Consider the following 15,288-nt stretch of genomic DNA (forward strand, 5'->3'; position numbering starts at 1 on the left):
CTTCAGCGTATGGTATAGACAGGAACTCATAGTCCCTCGGCGGCGTCGAGCGTTTCTCTAATGGTTGCAATCGAGTCAGATTCCTTAGCCATGCGCACCGAAATATAAGGCTTGTCGCCTGCATTGACCAGTACGCGGCCCTTTAGCTTTCCGGCGACAGTGGCAGCCATGGTTGGGTTGATGTGCTCAAAATAGAATAACATTTGGCCATTGCGCTGAGAGATTTCTCGAATGCCCAGCGCAGCGGCGCGATTGCGCACCAGCGCGACGTCTACCAGGCCTGCGACGGTTTTAGGCGGGTCGCCAAAGCGATCAATTAGCTCGTCTAGCACCTCGGCCGATTCAGTTTCGTTAGTGACAGCCGCAATCTTTTTATAAACATCCAGTCGCAGCGAAAGGCTGTCGATATATTCCTCGGGAATATGTGCGGCGACAGGAATGTCCACCTGACATTCGGCGTTTTTCTGAATTGGTTCGCCCTTTGACTCGGCGACAGCTTCCGAAAGGAGCCGCAGATACATTTCGTAGCCAACCGCCTCCATATGACCGTGCTGTTGTGCACCTAATACGCTGCCCGCACCGCGAATCTCCATATCGCGCATCGCAATGCGAAAGCCCGAGCCGAATGCGGTGAACTCCTTGATGGCGTTTAATCGCTTAGCAGCGATTTCAGTCAGCGCCTTCATCGGGCGGAAAGTGAGATAAGCGAAGGCTCTTCGGGTCGATCGCCCGACGCGTCCGCGCAGCTGATATAGCTGCGACAGCCCCATGCGGTCGGCATCTTCAATAATCAGCGTGTTGCAGTTGGGGACGTCTACGCCGGTTTCGATGATGGTTGTGCAAACCAGAATGTCGATATCGCGGTCAACAAGTGACTGCCAAATTTTTGAGAGCTGTTCCTCAGTCATTTTACCATGTGCGGTGGCGATACGGGCATCGGGGAGCATTTCTCGCAGACGGGCAGCGCAGCCGTCAATCGACTCTGTACGGTTGTGCAAATAAAACGCCTGACCGCCGCGCCGTAGCTCACGTTTTAGGGCTTCTGCAATGACTAGCCAGTCATGCTCCAACACATAGGTTTGTACTGGGTGGCGATCCTGCGGGGCTTCTTCAATGATCGACATATCACGGATGCCGCTCATTGCCATTGAGAGGGTGCGCGGAATCGGCGTTGCCGACAGCGTGAGCACATCCACCGACTCGCGCAGCTGTTTAAAACGCTCTTTATGCGCTACACCAAAGCGTTGCTCCTCGTCTATGACACAAAGCCCCAGGTCTTTATATTCCACGTCCTTTTGCAGCAGGCGATGGGTACCGATCACCACATCGACTTCGCCAGTTTTAAGTTGGCGGATCACCTCGGCCTGTTGTTTCGGACTTTTAAAGCGGGAGAGTAGTTCAATACGTATCGGGAAGCCCTCCATGCGCCGAGTGAAGGTCTGGTAGTGCTGCCAGGCTAGAATGGTGGTGGGCACTAGTACGGCGCACTGCTTGGAATCGTTCACACATTTAAAGGCGGCGCGTATTGCGACTTCGGTTTTGCCAAAGCCCACATCACCGCAAAGCAAGCGGTCCATCGGGCGAGACGACTGCATATCCTGTTTGATCTCAGCGATGCAGCGTAGTTGGTCGTCAGTTTCTTCATAGGGGAAGCGCAATTCAAAATCGCGCTGCCAGTCGGTGTCCTGTGAAAAGGCGAAGCCGACTGCGACAAGCCGCTTTTTATAAAGCGCTGTCAGTTCCTCGGCCATATCGGCGACAGCGGCGCGAACCCTGGCGCGGGTTTTTTGCCACTCAGCCGAGCCCAAGCGTGAAAGCTTAACAATGCCGTCTTCTGACTTACCAATATATTTGCTGACCAGATCGAGCTGGGTGACTGGAACAAAGAGCGTATCGGTACCGTGGTAGCGGATCTTGATATAATCCTTGACCACCCCGAGAACCTCACGCTTGACAATACCCGAAAAAACGCCGATACCATGTGTGGCATGGACGACATAATCCCCTTGATTCAGGTCGGAAAGTGAGCGGATAGCGTCGGAGGCCCGCCGCTTTTTAATGCGCTTGGGCGGCGCCGCAGCGCGCGCGTGGCTGATTACGGCAAACTTATCCTCCGGGTATTCAAAGCCCGCCGAAATGGTCAGGTCGGTAACGATGACACCTGTCGTAAAGGCAGGACGTTCAGCATAGGTTGCATCTACCCCTTCGGCAACAAGGTCGCGAACCAGTGCCTCACACCCGCGCCGGGTGGGTAGCAGCACCGTCACTGAAAAGCCGCTGTGCAGATAAGGACGGACATCCTCCAGCAGATGCTCAAGCTCGCCGCCCCACGGGGCCAGTGCCAGTGCATGGACGTTGAGCAGCCCGCGCAGCCGTAGATCCGGCACCGAGCGGGCAAAGGTATCCAAAATCACACTTTTTTTATCGGCGGCCACGCAGAGCAGATCGTCAAAATCGCCCGAAAAACGATCGCATCCGTTAAAGCAGACCCCTTGTTCCAGCAAAGAGACAACATCCTCGTTAAGCTGCCAGAGCGCTGCGGTCAGACCCTCACGGCAGGCGGCAGGATCGGATATCAGAAGCAACCCATTATCGGGTAGGTGGTCAAACAGCGTAAATGGGCGCCCATATAAGACCGGCAAAAAGCGGTCGAGTGAGCCGGGGGCAACATCTGCACGCACCGCTTCAAGCAGGCTTGATAGTTCTGCAGTGGCGGGCGAACTCTTTTTTTGCTGTGAGAGTAGTGCTTCTAGCATGGGGGCCAAACCACCCTCAGGCGGCAGCGCCTCGCGCGCAGGAGTGATCATAATTTCATCAGCGAATTCACCGCGGCGCTGGGTGTCTGGTGAGAAGAAACAGATCGAATCGATGTCGTCCCCCCAGAACTCTACGCGCACCGGCTCGGGAAGCGACGGAGAGAAAAAATCTACAATGCCCCCTCGTACTGCAAAGGTGCAGACCCCCTCAACCTGTTCACAGCGGGTATAACCTGCCGCATGCAGTAGGGCAACCAGCCCGTCGAGTCCGCCTGCAAAACTGCCTTTAACAAGCGCGCTACGTGTCATGAGCGCCTCGGGACTGATGGTGTATTGTAGTGCCGCCTCGGCGGAAGCAACTACCAAAGCGGAACCGCAGCGCAGCGCCTCTAAGCAGCCAAGCCGCGCAAACTCATACTCGCGGCTGACTGCCTCGGCAGGATGTAGCATTAACTCCTTTGCGGGGAAGTGCAGCACTGTTGTTTGGGGCAACAACGCGCGGATATCCTCAAAGAGTCGCACAGCAGAAGGCTCGTCAGGAGCAATCAGAAGCACTGGTGCATTGAAGTGCTGCTGCAGACCGGTGGCAAAATGTGCCTTGTGAATGTGCGACAGGCCCACGCAACCAAAGGGGGTGTTCCCATCGGATACCCCCTTGACTAGTGTTTGAAATTGTGTAGAACGCTCTAAAATACCTAAAAGCTTCATGCGCCGTTATACCTGTTCATCGCATCGCCCAGCTTGCCAGCAACCAGAAGCTCGACAATGTCGTCTGTTTTTAAAATGGCTTGTTCAATCAGTTTGCGCTCCTCTAGAGTCGGGACACCCAGTACCCAGTCGGCCATATCGTATTCGGGGTGTGGCTTTTCACCCACGCCAATCTTGATGCGGGGGAAAGTATCTTGCCCGGTGAGATAGATAATATTCTTCAGCCCGTTGTGCCCACCGTGAGAGCCATGCGGCCGTATGCGTAGTCGACCGGGAGCCAGCGATACGTCGTCGTGGACGACGATGACCTGCTCAATTGGAACCTTATAAAAGTTCATCGCCTCGACCACCGCTTGACCTGATAGGTTCATAAAAGTAGAGGGTTTTAAAAACAACACTTTTTTGCCCGAAACCATGCATTCGCCGGTCAGGCTCTGAAATCTTAATCGGTCAATTTTAAAACCGCGCTTTTCGGCGATGATGTCGGCTGCGATAAAGCCGACATTGTGACGGGTGTTTTCATACTTACGGCCGGGGTTACCCAGACAGGCGACGATGTATTCTACCGGGCCTGCGGGCAGGTTGGATTTGCTTGCGCTGATTTGCTTAAACAGCTCAAAAATATCTGCCATGGAAGATTCCTTTCGTCAAGAGCATAGCACAAAAAAACGTGAGATTTTGTAGAAGTATAGACAACACAGCGGGACTTGGATTTCAAGCCCCGCTGTAAAAATTGATATGATTACCTTTCTGCTTAACTCAGCAGCGGAGAAACCGAACGATCGGAGTAGATGCGGTTAATTGCTTCGGCAAACACTGGTGCAACAGAAAGCTCCTTGAGCTTACCCGAGGCGGTGTTATGCAGCATAGGGATGGTATCAAGGAGTACCATTTCTTTTAAAACGCTCTCTTCAATGCGGTCAAACGCCGGGCCGGAAAGCACGCCATGGGTAGCGCCGGCATAAACCTCGTTTGCACCGCCCTTTGTCACCAGTGCATTGGCTGCGTTGCAAAGGGTACCAGCTGTATCAACCAAATCGTCGATAATGATGCAAGTCTTGCCCCTGACGTCGCCGATGATGTTCATGACCTCAGAGACGTTCGCGGTGGGGCGGCGCTTGTCGATGATTGCAATAGAAGCGTCGATGCGCTCGGCAAATTTTCTTGCTCTAGAGACCGAACCCAGATCGGGGGAGACGACGACGAGTCGGTCATGGGGGATGTCCCGAAACTGTTCTTTGTAATACTTGCAAAGAAGCGGGACCCCGAGCAGATGGTCTACCGGAATATTGAAAAAACCCTGAATTTGTGCGGCGTGCAGATCCATAGTCAGCACTCTGTCAGCACCTGCGGTAGTAATGAGATCTGCCACCAGCTTTGCAGAAATCGGATCTCTTGCCTTGGCCTTGCGGTCCTGACGGGCGTAGCCAAAGTAGGGCATAACAGCGGTGATGCGACCTGCCGACGCGCGCTTAAAGCCGTCGATAGCGATCAACAACTCCATTAGGTTGTTGTTGACCGGCTGACATGTGGACTGCACCACAAAAACGTCGGAACCGCGAACCGATTCGTTGATGGAAAGAGCGATTTCGCCGTCTGAAAATGTTTTGACCTGCATGTCACCAAGCGGTAAGCCAAGCGAACGGGCAATTTGCTCGGCGAACGGCTTGTTTGCATTACAACTGAAGATTTTGATGTCCTTGCCATGAATGTTCATGATAAACTCTCCCTCATGTTCCCCATGAATTTAAATTTATATGGAAACGGCCGTGTGCCGAATTTCCCTTATTTACAGGCTGTTACAAGCGAGTGTTACCGCAGCCGGATACGGTCATTTATTTTTTGCGGTAATAGACCGCACGGCCGGGGTAGATGGTTTGCTTTACGCGTCCCACGGCGAGCGCGTCGGGCGGTACGTCTGCGGTGACAGTGGTGGCAGCGGCGACATAAGCACCTTTTTGCACTCGCACCGGCGCAATCAGATTAGTGTTGCAACCGATAAAAGCGTCATCTTCCACAATGGTGCGAAACTTTTCGCGCCCGTTGTAGTTGACGGTCACAACGCCACAGCCCACGTTGATATGCGAACCGAAGTCGCTGTCGCCTATGTAAGTTAAATGTGCAAAAGAGGTCTTTTCGCCCACGGTGGAATTCTTAACCTCGACAAAATTGCCAATTTTAACACTGTCGGCAATGTCGCAGTTGGGCCTGATCTGTGCAAACGGGCCAATGCGCACACCATGACCGACGCGGCTTTTTTCAAGCCGGGAGCTGTCGATGGTACAGTCTGCGCCAATCTCGCAATCGATGATGTGGGTGTTTGGACCGATGGTGCAGCCCTCGCCGATCACCGTGTTCCCGCACAGGATGGTACCGGGCAAAATCGTGGTGCCACACCCGATCTTGACATCTGGTCCGATGACAACGCCGTCCACAATCGGAATGTCTACGCCGTTATCATAGTGCCGGTCAAGCACCGCGTCCCGCGCAATGCGGTTAAGCGTCGCCAAAGACCGTCGGTCGTTTGCGCCTAGCGCAATATCGGGGTTTGGACAAACGAATGCCCCTGCACGGCGTCCCGAGGATGTGGCGAGTCCAACCAGGTCGGTCAGATAATACTCACCCTGCGCATTTTGGGACCCCAGCAGCGGCAGAGAAGATATCAGATAAGAGATAGAGAACCAATAGGCGCCAGAGTTGACCTCATCAATTAAGAGATCCTGTACAGAGGCGTCGGCCGCCTCTGTAATGCGCATAAAGCGGCTCTGTTCGCGCACGATGCGTCCGTATCGCCCGGGCTCTTTGAGCACGGCGGTTAACACGGTGACATCGTTTTGCTGCGCCTTGTGAAAAGATAACGCCGACTGCAGCGTATCTGCATCGATGAAAGGCGCATCGCCGCACAAAACCGCGACATGAGAAACTCCTCGCGCCGCGGCACTTTTCAGAAAGTCCATAGCGCAGAGTACGGCATGGCCGGTACCTCGGCGGTCTGACTGAACAGCAGAACAAACCCCTGCGGGCAACAACTCTGTGACGCCGCGGGGGGAATCTGATATGACAACGCAGGTGTTACCACCTTGAATACCGGCGTTTTGGCAGGCATCCAGAACCCATGACAGCATGGGCTTAAATAACACCTCGCAGCAGACCTTTTGTTTTGAAGATTTCATGCGTTTGCCGTCACCGGCGGCTAAAATGATAGCAGAAGTCATCTTTGTCCTCCAAACGCAATAATACAATTATATTATGGCAAATAGTCCTGAAGTTTGCAACCCGTTTTTGTGTTTCTCGACTAATTGCGTAAAATTTTCGTTAAAAAGAAACAAATTATCGCTCGTCAAACAATCCAACATGTGAATGACGATGTACGCCAAGCACCATGCCAATGCTTGCCCAGGTGAGCACGACCGAGGTTCCGCCCGCTGAAAACAGTGGCAGTGTGATACCGGCAACCGGTAGCAGCGACAGGCACATGCCGATAACCCAGATGGATTGAAAGGCGATCATGCCAAAAACGCCCACGCAGATAAAACGCCCAAGCGGGTCTTTGGCACGCCGGGCATTGATTAAAATCAGTAGGCAAAGCACCGCCAATAGCAAGATAACGGCGCTACACCCCACAAAACCGCCTGCTTCACCGATAAATGAAAAGATAAAATCATTGTGCATCTCAGGGACATATTGGTGATCACCAAACAAAACACCTTTACCCCAAATCTGGCCGGAGCCGATTGCGGTAAGTCCCAGGCTTTGTTGCCAACCGGTTCCTGTGGGATCAGAAGCGGGGTTAAACACCGTCATGATGCGCCCGCGCTTGTCATTATCCAGAATAAAAAACCACGCAAACGGCGACGCAATAGCCATACCCAGCACCGAGACAGCGATATATTTTAGTTGAAGCCCAGCTGAAAACAGCATGAACGCAAAGATGAAAACAAAGACCATCGCCGTGCCGTGGTCACCTTGCCCGACGACCATCAGTGTCGGGATGGCGCCGTGCAAACAAAGTGTTAAAAGTGTTCTTGGGTTGTTAACCGAATCTCTGACCTTTTCAAGATGCAATGCAAACGAAAAGATAAAGGCCAGTTTTAAAATTTCCGAGGGTTGAATGGTCATGCCGGTAAAGGGGATTTCAAGCCAAGCTTTATCGTCAATATAGCTGTATCGCTGTTTGCCTGCGATATAGGTTAGCGCCACCGTGCCCAGTGAAACGGGCATATAAATCTTCCACAGGTTTGCCAGCGAACGATAATCAAATACAGACAGCAAACAAGCTCCTGAAAAACCGATAAGCGTCGCTAAAAGCTGCGTGGCAAGTACTCTGAGCTTGATATAGCCGGACAGGTAAATTCCCCACAACATATAAGCCGACACCATCGAGCAGACCAGGCATAGCAACAGCAAAAGACGGTCGGTTCTTTTATAAAATTGTACGCAGCTGCGCCAAAATGAATTCATATTTCCTCCGAGCTCTAGTCAGTTTATATTAATAGAGTAAATGGATGAGTGTTTATCTATAAAACGCCTGGGCGCTTGTTTTACGCTAATATAAAGGTAGAAACGCGCTTGCAAACGTATTTAGATTAATTATAGAGGAATCATTTTGCAAACACAAGCCACAGAAAGATGGAAAAATTGATGAAAGGATGGAAAAACGGCTTATAATTGTGCTATAATAACCGCAACATAGGTTTTATAGACGCTGATGTCTCATGGCGTGCCGACTTATCGGCTGCCTGTTGATAGGATAAAACCTGCTTTGGGAGGAAAGGCTGTGCCAGAAAAGTTTTTGGTACAGGACAGAGATTAATGCAGGAGATTGTTTCACATAGCCCTGAAGAGACCGAGGCGGCGGGAGAAAAACTTGCTGCTTTGCTTTGTGATGGCGATATCGTCGCCTATACCGGCGGACTTGGAATGGGCAAAACGGTGTTCACCCGTGGGCTTGCCAGGGGGCTGGGTATTACAGCCGACGTTTCGAGCCCCACGTTTTCGATCATAAACGAATATCGCGGTGTATCGCGTAGGCTTTGCCATGTGGATGCCTATCGCTTAAACAGCGCGGAGGATCTATTGGATACCGGATTTTACGACTATATTGATGCGGGGTGGATTGCGGCGGTGGAATGGAGCGAGCGGGTGTTGCCCAATGCTGCCGTCACCGTCGCTTTTATCCGCGTTGACGACCGGACACGCATCATCAGAATGGAGGGGAAGGGTCTGTGATCACACTTGCGGTTGATACTTCCTCAAAAGCCTGTTCCTGTGCGCTGATGCGTGATGGATTGCTGCTGGGGGAAAGCTATTGCAACAACGGGCTTACCCACTCATCGACCCTTATGGTTTTGGTGGAAAACACCCTTCGTACAGCAAATTTGCCATTTAAAGCGGTTGACCGGTTGGCGGTGAATGTTGGGCCAGGTTCCTATACCGGGCTTCGCATCGGACTCGCGGCGGTAAAGGGCATGGCACTGGCGCATAATACGCCTTGCGTCGGTGTTTCGACGCTGCTGTCGCTGGCTTATAATGTGTTACCGTTTGAAGGTGTTGTCTGCGCTGCGCTCGACGCGCGGGTGGGACAGGTTTTTGCCGCGCTGTTTTCAGTCAAGGAGGGCAGGGTCACCCGGCTGAGCGAGGATGGCGCGATGACGCTTGAAGCGTTGGGCGAGCGCTTGCCGGATGGCGCCATGGTATGTGGTGACGGCGCACAGCTAGTGTGCGGGCGCTTTCCAGAGAAGGGGTTGCGGCTTGCACCCGCCGCTTTGCAATATCAACGTGCCGCATCGGTGGCGCAGGCGGCAATATCGGAGGATTATCCGGTTGTTTCGGCTACCGAGCTGACGGCGGAATATCATAGAAAATCTCAGGCCGAGCGGGAACGTGAGGCTAAACAGCAATTGGAGGAAGAAAAATAATGATCTTAGCATTGGGGAGCGACCACGGTGGTTATGAGCTAAAGGAAGAAATCAAAAAGCATCTTGACGCGCGGGGCGTCGCGTATAAGGATTTTGGCTGTTACTCGACGGCTTCGGTCGATTACCCCGTGGTGGCCGCAGAGGTGGCAAGAGCCGTGGTAAGCGGCGAATATGCACGCGGGCTGCTGTTTTGCGGTACCGGCATCGGAATCTCGATGGCTGCTAATAAGGTAAAGGGCATTCGAGCCGCCTGCTGCTCTGACTATTTTTCTGCTAAATACACTCGGCTGCACAACGATGCCAACATTTTGTGTATGGGCGGCCGTATTGTGGGTACAGGACTGGCCATTGAGCTGGTGGATGTTTTTCTGGATACCGAATTCGAGGGCGGAGAGCGGCATCAGCGTCGAGTGGATCTGATCTCCCAAATTGAATCGGAAGAGAAGTAGCTCATGACACCGATTGCAATCTTGGCATTTTTGGTTACTTGCGTTGCGGGGGCTGTTGTCCAGACCACCACTGGCTTTGGCTTTGGTATTCTCTGCATGGCAATTTACCCCTATATTTTGCCAAGTTATCTACAGGCAACGGCAGTTAGTTCAATCTGCGCCGCTACCATGTCGAGCATGGTGGCGATTCGATGCAGAAAGCACATTAACTTTAAAATAATACTTCCGCTGTTTATAGGTTATAGTATCGCTTCGGTTTGGAGCATACGCTACGCTAAAACACAGTCCGAGGGGCTAATGGTGAAGCTTCTGGGCGTTGTACTAATTTTAGTTAGCATCTATTTTATATTTTTTAGCGGTAAAGTTCGTATCAAGCCTACCTTTATAAATGGGGTTGCGGCGGGGCTGATTGGCGGCGTGGGTTCCGGTATGTTCAGTATTGGTGGTCCCCCGGTTGTCATCTACCTAATGTCCGCTATTTCGGATAAAGATGAATACCGGGCTTGTTCGCTCACCTATTTTGCCATTGGCAGCTGGTATGTTTCCGCCGCGCGCTGGCTCAACGGTGTTTTTGATGCCCAAACGGTTTATCTATGGCTAATGGCCATTGCTGCACTCTTTGTGGGAACCTATATCGGCAATCTCATCTTTGACCGCATCAATGCGGTGACATTAAAGCGTCTGGTTTATTGCTTTATGGCAGTTTCGGGCGTGACCATGTTGTTTTAACATAGGTACCTATTATATATAGTAGTGTGCCGTCACACAATAATTATCATACAGGAGGGCCTAAAAATGTTAACACCTATTATTACCGACCACCCCCTCATCCAGCATAAAGTCACTCTGATCCGTGACAAGAACACCCCCTGCAAGGAATTCCGCGAGCTGATCAGCGAGATCTCGATGCTCATGTGCTATGAGGCAACCCGCGATCTGCCATTAAAAGAGATTGAAATCGAAACACCCATGACCGTGACCAAGTCCAAGGTCATTTCGGGCAGAAAACTTGCCTTTGTACCGATTCTGCGCGCGGGCCTCGGTATGAGTGATGGTATGCTGGCGCTGGTTCCGGCAGCTAAGGTAGGCCATATCGGTATGTACCGCGATCCCGAGACCCATATTCCCCATGAGTATTACTGCAAGCTGCCCGCTGACATTGAAGAGCGTGACGTCATTTTACTGGACCCTATGCTGGCCACCGGCGGTTCTGCGATAGACGCCGTGCACGCCGTGAAGAAGCGCAATCCTCGCAGCATCAAGTTTGTTTGTATCATTGCCGCGCCCGAGGGCATTGAGGCACTGACCACCGCGCACCCCGACGTACAGATTTACGCCGCGGCTCGCGATGAACGTTTAAATGAAAATAAGTATATTCTCCCCGGTCTCGGCGACGCTGGTGACCGCATCTTTGGCACAAAGTAAAACCCGGTTCGATCATAAGCGAGCCGACACCAATTCAAGGAGGAAAGTGCATGAGTATGTTTGACAAAAAGACTGTTGAGGATATTGATGTTTCTCAGAAAAAGGTTCTTGTTCGCTGTGATTTCAACGTGCCGTTGGCGGAGGGGGAAATCACCGACGACAAGCGTATTGTCGCGTCACTGCCAACCATAAAATATCTGTTGTCAAAGGGCGCGGCGGTTATTCTTTGTTCGCATCTGGGCCGTCCGAAAAACGGTCCGGAAGAAAAATACTCTATGAAACCGGTCGCCAAACGGCTTGAAGAGCTGCTGGGTCAACCCGTGGGACTTGCCGCCGACGTTGTTGGAGAAGATGCGCAGACAAAAGCCAAGGCACTTAAAAGCGGCGAAGTTCTAATGCTTGAAAACGTTCGTTTTGAAAAGGGCGAGACAAAAAACGATCCAGCGCTTTCTGCCAATTTTGCTGCGTTGGCCGACATCTTTGTCAACGACGCGTTCGGTACTGCGCACCGCGCCCATTGCTCTACGGCGGGTGTCGCCGAGCATCTGCCAGCGGTCAGTGGATATCTCATTGGCAAAGAACTGGCCGTGATGGGCAGGGCACTGACCAACCCTGAGCGCCCGTTTGTCGCGATCTTGGGCGGTGCCAAGGTCTCGGACAAAATCGGTGTAATCGAAAGCCTGTTGGACAAGGCTGATAGCATTATCATCGGTGGTGGCATGGCCTATACCTTCTTTGCGGCACAGGGGCGCGAAATTGGCACCTCCATCTGCGAACAAGAGAAAATTGATATTGCCCGCCAGCTTCTCCAAAAGGCTGAGCAGAAGGGCGTGGCGCTTCTTCTGCCTGAGGACAACGTTGTAGCCGATAAATTTGCCGAGGACGCGGCGACTCAGACTGTTTCTTCCACTGCTATTCCTGCGGGCTGGATGGGCATGGATATTGGTCCTAAGACGATGGCGCGTTATGCGCATGTCATTAAAAAAGCCAAGACTGTTGTATGGAACGGGCCGATGGGTGTGTTTGAGATGCCCAAATTTGCCGAAGGCACCCGCGCTGTGGCGCAGGCGATGGCCGATTCCAACGCCGTGACCATCATCGGCGGTGGCGATTCTGCTGCGGCAGCGGCGCAGCTCGGGTTTGAGGATAAAATGACGCATATTTCCACCGGCGGCGGTGCTTCGCTTGAGTTCCTTGAAGGGCTTGAGTTGCCTGGCATTGCTTGCCTTAACGACCGCTAGGTCAAAGGAGGGGACAGCTGTGGAGGACATGAAAAGAACGCCGATTATTGCCGGAAATTGGAAGATGAACCTACTGCGTACACAGGCGATCACGCTGATTGAGGCGCTAAAACCGCTGGTGGCCAACGCCACTTGCGAAGTGGTGACCTGTGTACCGTTCACAGATATCGACTGTGTGGCCGCGGCGGTAAAGGGCAGCCCCATTCATGTGGGTGCGCAAAACTGCCACTGGGCCGAAAGCGGCGCTTTTACGGGCGAAATCTCTGCAAACATGCTTGCAGAGCTTGGTGTACGCTATGTTGTTTTGGGGCATTCTGAGCGGCGGCAGTATTTTGGTGAGACCGACGAGACGGTGAACGCGCGGCTTAAAGCTGTTTTGGACGCTGGCCTGCGTGCCATTGTATGCGTGGGCGAGTCGCTTTCACAGCGCGAAGCCGACCAGACGATGGTGGTTATTGACCGGCAGATTGAAGGCGCATTTAGCGCTATAACAGAAGCGCAATTACAGAACATTGTCATTGCTTATGAGCCGATCTGGGCGATAGGCACCGGCAAAACTGCCACCGCAGAACAAGCACAAGCTGTCTGTGGTGCCATCCGTCAGAAGATTGAAGCGTTGTACGGGCAGGATGCCGCCAAGTCGCTGCGTATTCAGTACGGCGGCTCAATGAACGCCAAAAATGCCGCCGAGCTTCTTAGTCAACCAGACATTGACGGCGGGCTGATTGGGGGCGCTTCACTAAAGGCGGCAGACTTTAATGAGATTGTCAGAGCTGCTTCAAATATGATGTAATGAATTACTGCGGCGCAATTTTGGCGTCGCAGTAGTACTAAGAGGTAAAAAAATTGAAAAAACCGATTATGTTGATGATTCTAGACGGCTATGGCCTACGCAATGAGACGAAGGGCAATGCGATTTATGCCGCCAAAAAACCAAATATCGACCGACTTATGCAGCGATGGCCCTGCACAACGCTGGGGGCGTCGGGGCTGAATGTCGGTCTGCCCGATGGGCAGATGGGTAACTCAGAGGTTGGGCATACCAACATCGGCGCCGGACGGGTGGTCTATCAAGAACTTACAAGAATCTCAAAGTCAATTATCGATGGTGAGTTCGAAAACAATCCTGTTTTGAACGCGGCCATAGATGCACTAGGCAACGACGGAACACTCCATCTGATGGGACTGCTTTCTGACGGTGGTGTACATAGTCATTACACCCATTTGTACGCGCTGCTTGCGTTGGCAAAGCGCCGCGGGCTTAAAAAGGTCGCCGTACACAGCTTTTTGGACGGCCGTGATACGGACCCCAAGAGCGGTGCGGGTTATCTGCGCGATTTGCAGGCGGAACTGGCACGCGTCGGGGTTGGCTACTGTGCCTCGGTTGTTGGACGTTATTACGCGATGGACCGCGATAAGCGTTGGGATCGTGTGCAGCAGGCCTATAATGTGGTGGCCCATGGCATTGGTACATCTTTTACCGATGCGGTGGAAGCTGTTGAGTCCAGCTATGCACAAGGCGTAACAGATGAGTTTGTCAAGCCGATGGTGACCGACGGCTATTCCGGTGTCAAGGACGGCGACGCCGTTATTTTCTATAACTTCAGGCCTGACCGCGCGAGAGAACTTTCTCGTGCAATGCTCGACGATTCTTTTGACGGCTTTGAGCGGGTGCGCCCAAAGCTGGCGGCCTATGTCTGCATGACCAGCTATGATGTCACGATGCCCAACTGCACGGTGGCTTTTGCCCCGCAGAGCCTTGACAAGACGCTGGGCGAGGTGGTGGAGGAAGCGGGTTTGCGCCAACTGAGAATTGCCGAAACTGAAAAATATGCGCATGTTACCTTTTTCTTTAATGGTGGCGTCGAAGCGCCGTTCCCCCACGAAGATCGTATTCTTGTAGACTCACCCAAGGTGGCTACATATGATCTACAGCCCGAAATGAGCGCCTATATCGTAACCGACAAGCTGCTTGAGGCGATTGAAAAAAACGATTATGGTCTGATTATCCTCAATTTTGCCAACTGTGATATGGTCGGGCATACCGGCGTGTTCCAAGCCGCAGTGAAGGCGGTTGAGACGGTTGACGCCTGTATTGGGAAAATTACCGATAAAATTCTGGCCCTCGGCGGGGCTGTACTTATAACAGCTGACCACGGTAACGCTGACGAGATGGAAAATGCCGATGGTAGTCCTATGACAGCGCATACCACAAATTTGGTGCCGGTTATCGCGGCAGGATGTAGCCAAGAAATGCGTGAAGGTGGCGCTCTGTGTGACTTAGCACCCACATTGCTTTCGCTACTAGGTATTCCCCAGCCGGAGGAGATGACCGGGAAGTCTCTGTTCATGTGATATAGAAATGGATATTTTTATTGCGAACAGGATAAAATTGTAGTATGATAGCAGTATTAAGCTGAAATATGATTCGGTTGTTTTATTTAATTAGGAGGATGTTTGATGAAGAAGCTCTCTTACCTGATTGCTTTATTTGCATTATTGGCAGCCATGATTGGGCTGATTATTGCCGCGGTTAGCTTTTTTGACCGCAAACGCAAGCTGATTGGTGAAGATGAGTACGAAGACGAGCTGTATGGCGGTCAAGAGTACTATTCTGAGGATCTTTCTTTTGAGTCTCAGCCGGCTACTGCCGAAAAGACACCAGAAGCGGAATAACCTCCGCGGATAGTCTTTAAAGAGGGTCTGTTTTGTATTTAAGATTTGCCACAGGGAAATGCCCTGTGGCTTTTCTTATAACTGCAGATGACTTCAGCAAAGAGCAAGCGGCAGC

General features: G+C 52.2%; 14 protein-coding genes. 9 read left to right on the forward strand and 5 right to left on the reverse strand.

All coding sequences use genetic code 11. The features are described from left to right. Positions 1-26: 26 nt before the first annotated feature. The 5 genes from mfd to RBH76_09760 form a co-directional block, all read right to left on the reverse strand. Positions 27-3,464: a transcription-repair coupling factor gene (gene mfd / locus RBH76_09740; protein WMJ83010.1), complete on the reverse strand. Its 3,438-nt coding sequence runs from the start codon at positions 3,462-3,464 to the stop codon at positions 27-29. Further along, the gene (pth, locus tag RBH76_09745) at positions 3,461-4,096 is read right to left on the reverse strand and encodes an aminoacyl-tRNA hydrolase (GenBank protein ID WMJ83011.1); all 636 of its coding nucleotides are present in this window, start codon (positions 4,094-4,096) and stop codon (positions 3,461-3,463) included. Before pth ends, mfd begins: the two co-directional genes overlap by 4 nt. 122 nt (positions 4,097-4,218) lie before the next feature. Next, positions 4,219-5,181 (reverse strand): ribose-phosphate pyrophosphokinase, encoded by a 963-nt coding sequence (locus RBH76_09750; protein WMJ83012.1) that lies wholly within the window; start codon positions 5,179-5,181, stop codon positions 4,219-4,221. 118 nt (positions 5,182-5,299) lie between these two features. Continuing rightward, complete coding sequence (glmU, locus tag RBH76_09755) at positions 5,300-6,679, reverse strand: bifunctional UDP-N-acetylglucosamine diphosphorylase/glucosamine-1-phosphate N-acetyltransferase GlmU (GenBank protein ID WMJ83013.1); 1,380 nt, start codon at positions 6,677-6,679, stop codon at positions 5,300-5,302. Positions 6,680-6,794: 115 nt separating this feature from the next. After that, positions 6,795-7,925 (reverse strand): FtsW/RodA/SpoVE family cell cycle protein, encoded by a 1,131-nt coding sequence (locus tag RBH76_09760; protein WMJ83014.1) that lies wholly within the window; start codon positions 7,923-7,925, stop codon positions 6,795-6,797. A 351-nt stretch (positions 7,926-8,276) separates the two neighbouring features. Between RBH76_09760 and tsaE the strand changes: the two genes are divergently transcribed. From tsaE to RBH76_09805, 9 genes are all read left to right on the forward strand, one after another. Continuing rightward, positions 8,277-8,693: a tRNA (adenosine(37)-N6)-threonylcarbamoyltransferase complex ATPase subunit type 1 TsaE gene (gene tsaE / locus RBH76_09765; protein WMJ83015.1), complete on the forward strand. Its 417-nt coding sequence runs from the start codon at positions 8,277-8,279 to the stop codon at positions 8,691-8,693. Continuing rightward, on the forward strand, positions 8,690-9,382 hold the full coding sequence (gene tsaB / locus RBH76_09770) for a tRNA (adenosine(37)-N6)-threonylcarbamoyltransferase complex dimerization subunit type 1 TsaB (protein WMJ83016.1): 693 nt from the start codon (positions 8,690-8,692) through the stop codon (positions 9,380-9,382). The genes tsaE and tsaB overlap by 4 nt, the downstream gene beginning before the upstream one ends. Then, positions 9,382-9,831, forward strand: a complete 450-nt coding sequence (gene rpiB / locus RBH76_09775) for a ribose 5-phosphate isomerase B (protein ID WMJ83017.1) — start codon at positions 9,382-9,384, stop codon at positions 9,829-9,831. The genes tsaB and rpiB overlap by 1 nt, the downstream gene beginning before the upstream one ends. A gap of 3 nt (positions 9,832-9,834) precedes the next feature. Beyond that, a complete protein-coding gene (locus RBH76_09780) occupies positions 9,835-10,560 on the forward strand; it encodes a sulfite exporter TauE/SafE family protein (GenBank protein WMJ83018.1) in 726 nt (241 codons plus the stop codon). 66 nt (positions 10,561-10,626) lie between these two features. Further along, on the forward strand, positions 10,627-11,256 hold the full coding sequence (gene upp / locus RBH76_09785; protein WMJ83019.1) for a uracil phosphoribosyltransferase: 630 nt from the start codon (positions 10,627-10,629) through the stop codon (positions 11,254-11,256). 50 nt (positions 11,257-11,306) lie between these two features. Further along, entirely contained in the window at positions 11,307-12,497 is a 1,191-nt protein-coding gene (locus RBH76_09790; GenBank protein WMJ83020.1) for a phosphoglycerate kinase, read from the forward strand. A gap of 28 nt (positions 12,498-12,525) precedes the next feature. Continuing rightward, on the forward strand, positions 12,526-13,290 hold the full coding sequence (tpiA, locus tag RBH76_09795; protein WMJ85223.1) for a triose-phosphate isomerase: 765 nt from the start codon (positions 12,526-12,528) through the stop codon (positions 13,288-13,290). A gap of 53 nt (positions 13,291-13,343) precedes the next feature. Then, the gene (gene gpmI, locus RBH76_09800) at positions 13,344-14,852 is read left to right on the forward strand and encodes a 2,3-bisphosphoglycerate-independent phosphoglycerate mutase (protein ID WMJ83021.1); all 1,509 of its coding nucleotides are present in this window, start codon (positions 13,344-13,346) and stop codon (positions 14,850-14,852) included. Between the two features lie 105 nt (positions 14,853-14,957). After that, positions 14,958-15,173 carry a hypothetical protein gene (locus RBH76_09805; protein ID WMJ83022.1) on the forward strand — a complete coding sequence of 72 codons (216 nt, stop codon included), beginning with the start codon at positions 14,958-14,960 and terminating at the stop codon, positions 15,171-15,173. Positions 15,174-15,288 lie beyond the last annotated feature (115 nt).

The organism is Oscillospiraceae bacterium MB24-C1, assembly GCA_030913685.1.
GTDB lineage: Bacteria > Bacillota > Clostridia > Oscillospirales > Ruminococcaceae > Yanshouia.

What these genes read in the sequence shown, in the direction of transcription:
- mfd (WMJ83010.1), bottom strand. Translation starts at nt 3,464, where the DNA reads ATGAAGCTTTTAGGTATTTTAGAGCGTTCTACACAATTTCAAACACTA.
- pth (WMJ83011.1), bottom strand. Translation starts at nt 4,096, where the DNA reads ATGGCAGATATTTTTGAGCTGTTTAAGCAAATCAGCGCAAGCAAATCC.
- RBH76_09750 (WMJ83012.1), bottom strand. Translation starts at nt 5,181, where the DNA reads ATGAACATTCATGGCAAGGACATCAAAATCTTCAGTTGTAATGCAAAC.
- glmU (WMJ83013.1), bottom strand. Translation starts at nt 6,679, where the DNA reads ATGACTTCTGCTATCATTTTAGCCGCCGGTGACGGCAAACGCATGAAA.
- RBH76_09760 (WMJ83014.1), bottom strand. Translation starts at nt 7,925, where the DNA reads ATGAATTCATTTTGGCGCAGCTGCGTACAATTTTATAAAAGAACCGAC.
- tsaE (WMJ83015.1), top strand. Translation starts at nt 8,277, where the DNA reads ATGCAGGAGATTGTTTCACATAGCCCTGAAGAGACCGAGGCGGCGGGA.
- rpiB (WMJ83017.1), top strand. Translation starts at nt 9,382, where the DNA reads ATGATCTTAGCATTGGGGAGCGACCACGGTGGTTATGAGCTAAAGGAA.
- RBH76_09780 (WMJ83018.1), top strand. Translation starts at nt 9,835, where the DNA reads ATGACACCGATTGCAATCTTGGCATTTTTGGTTACTTGCGTTGCGGGG.
- upp (WMJ83019.1), top strand. Translation starts at nt 10,627, where the DNA reads ATGTTAACACCTATTATTACCGACCACCCCCTCATCCAGCATAAAGTC.
- RBH76_09790 (WMJ83020.1), top strand. Translation starts at nt 11,307, where the DNA reads ATGAGTATGTTTGACAAAAAGACTGTTGAGGATATTGATGTTTCTCAG.
- tpiA (WMJ85223.1), top strand. Translation starts at nt 12,526, where the DNA reads ATGAAAAGAACGCCGATTATTGCCGGAAATTGGAAGATGAACCTACTG.
- RBH76_09805 (WMJ83022.1), top strand. Translation starts at nt 14,958, where the DNA reads ATGAAGAAGCTCTCTTACCTGATTGCTTTATTTGCATTATTGGCAGCC.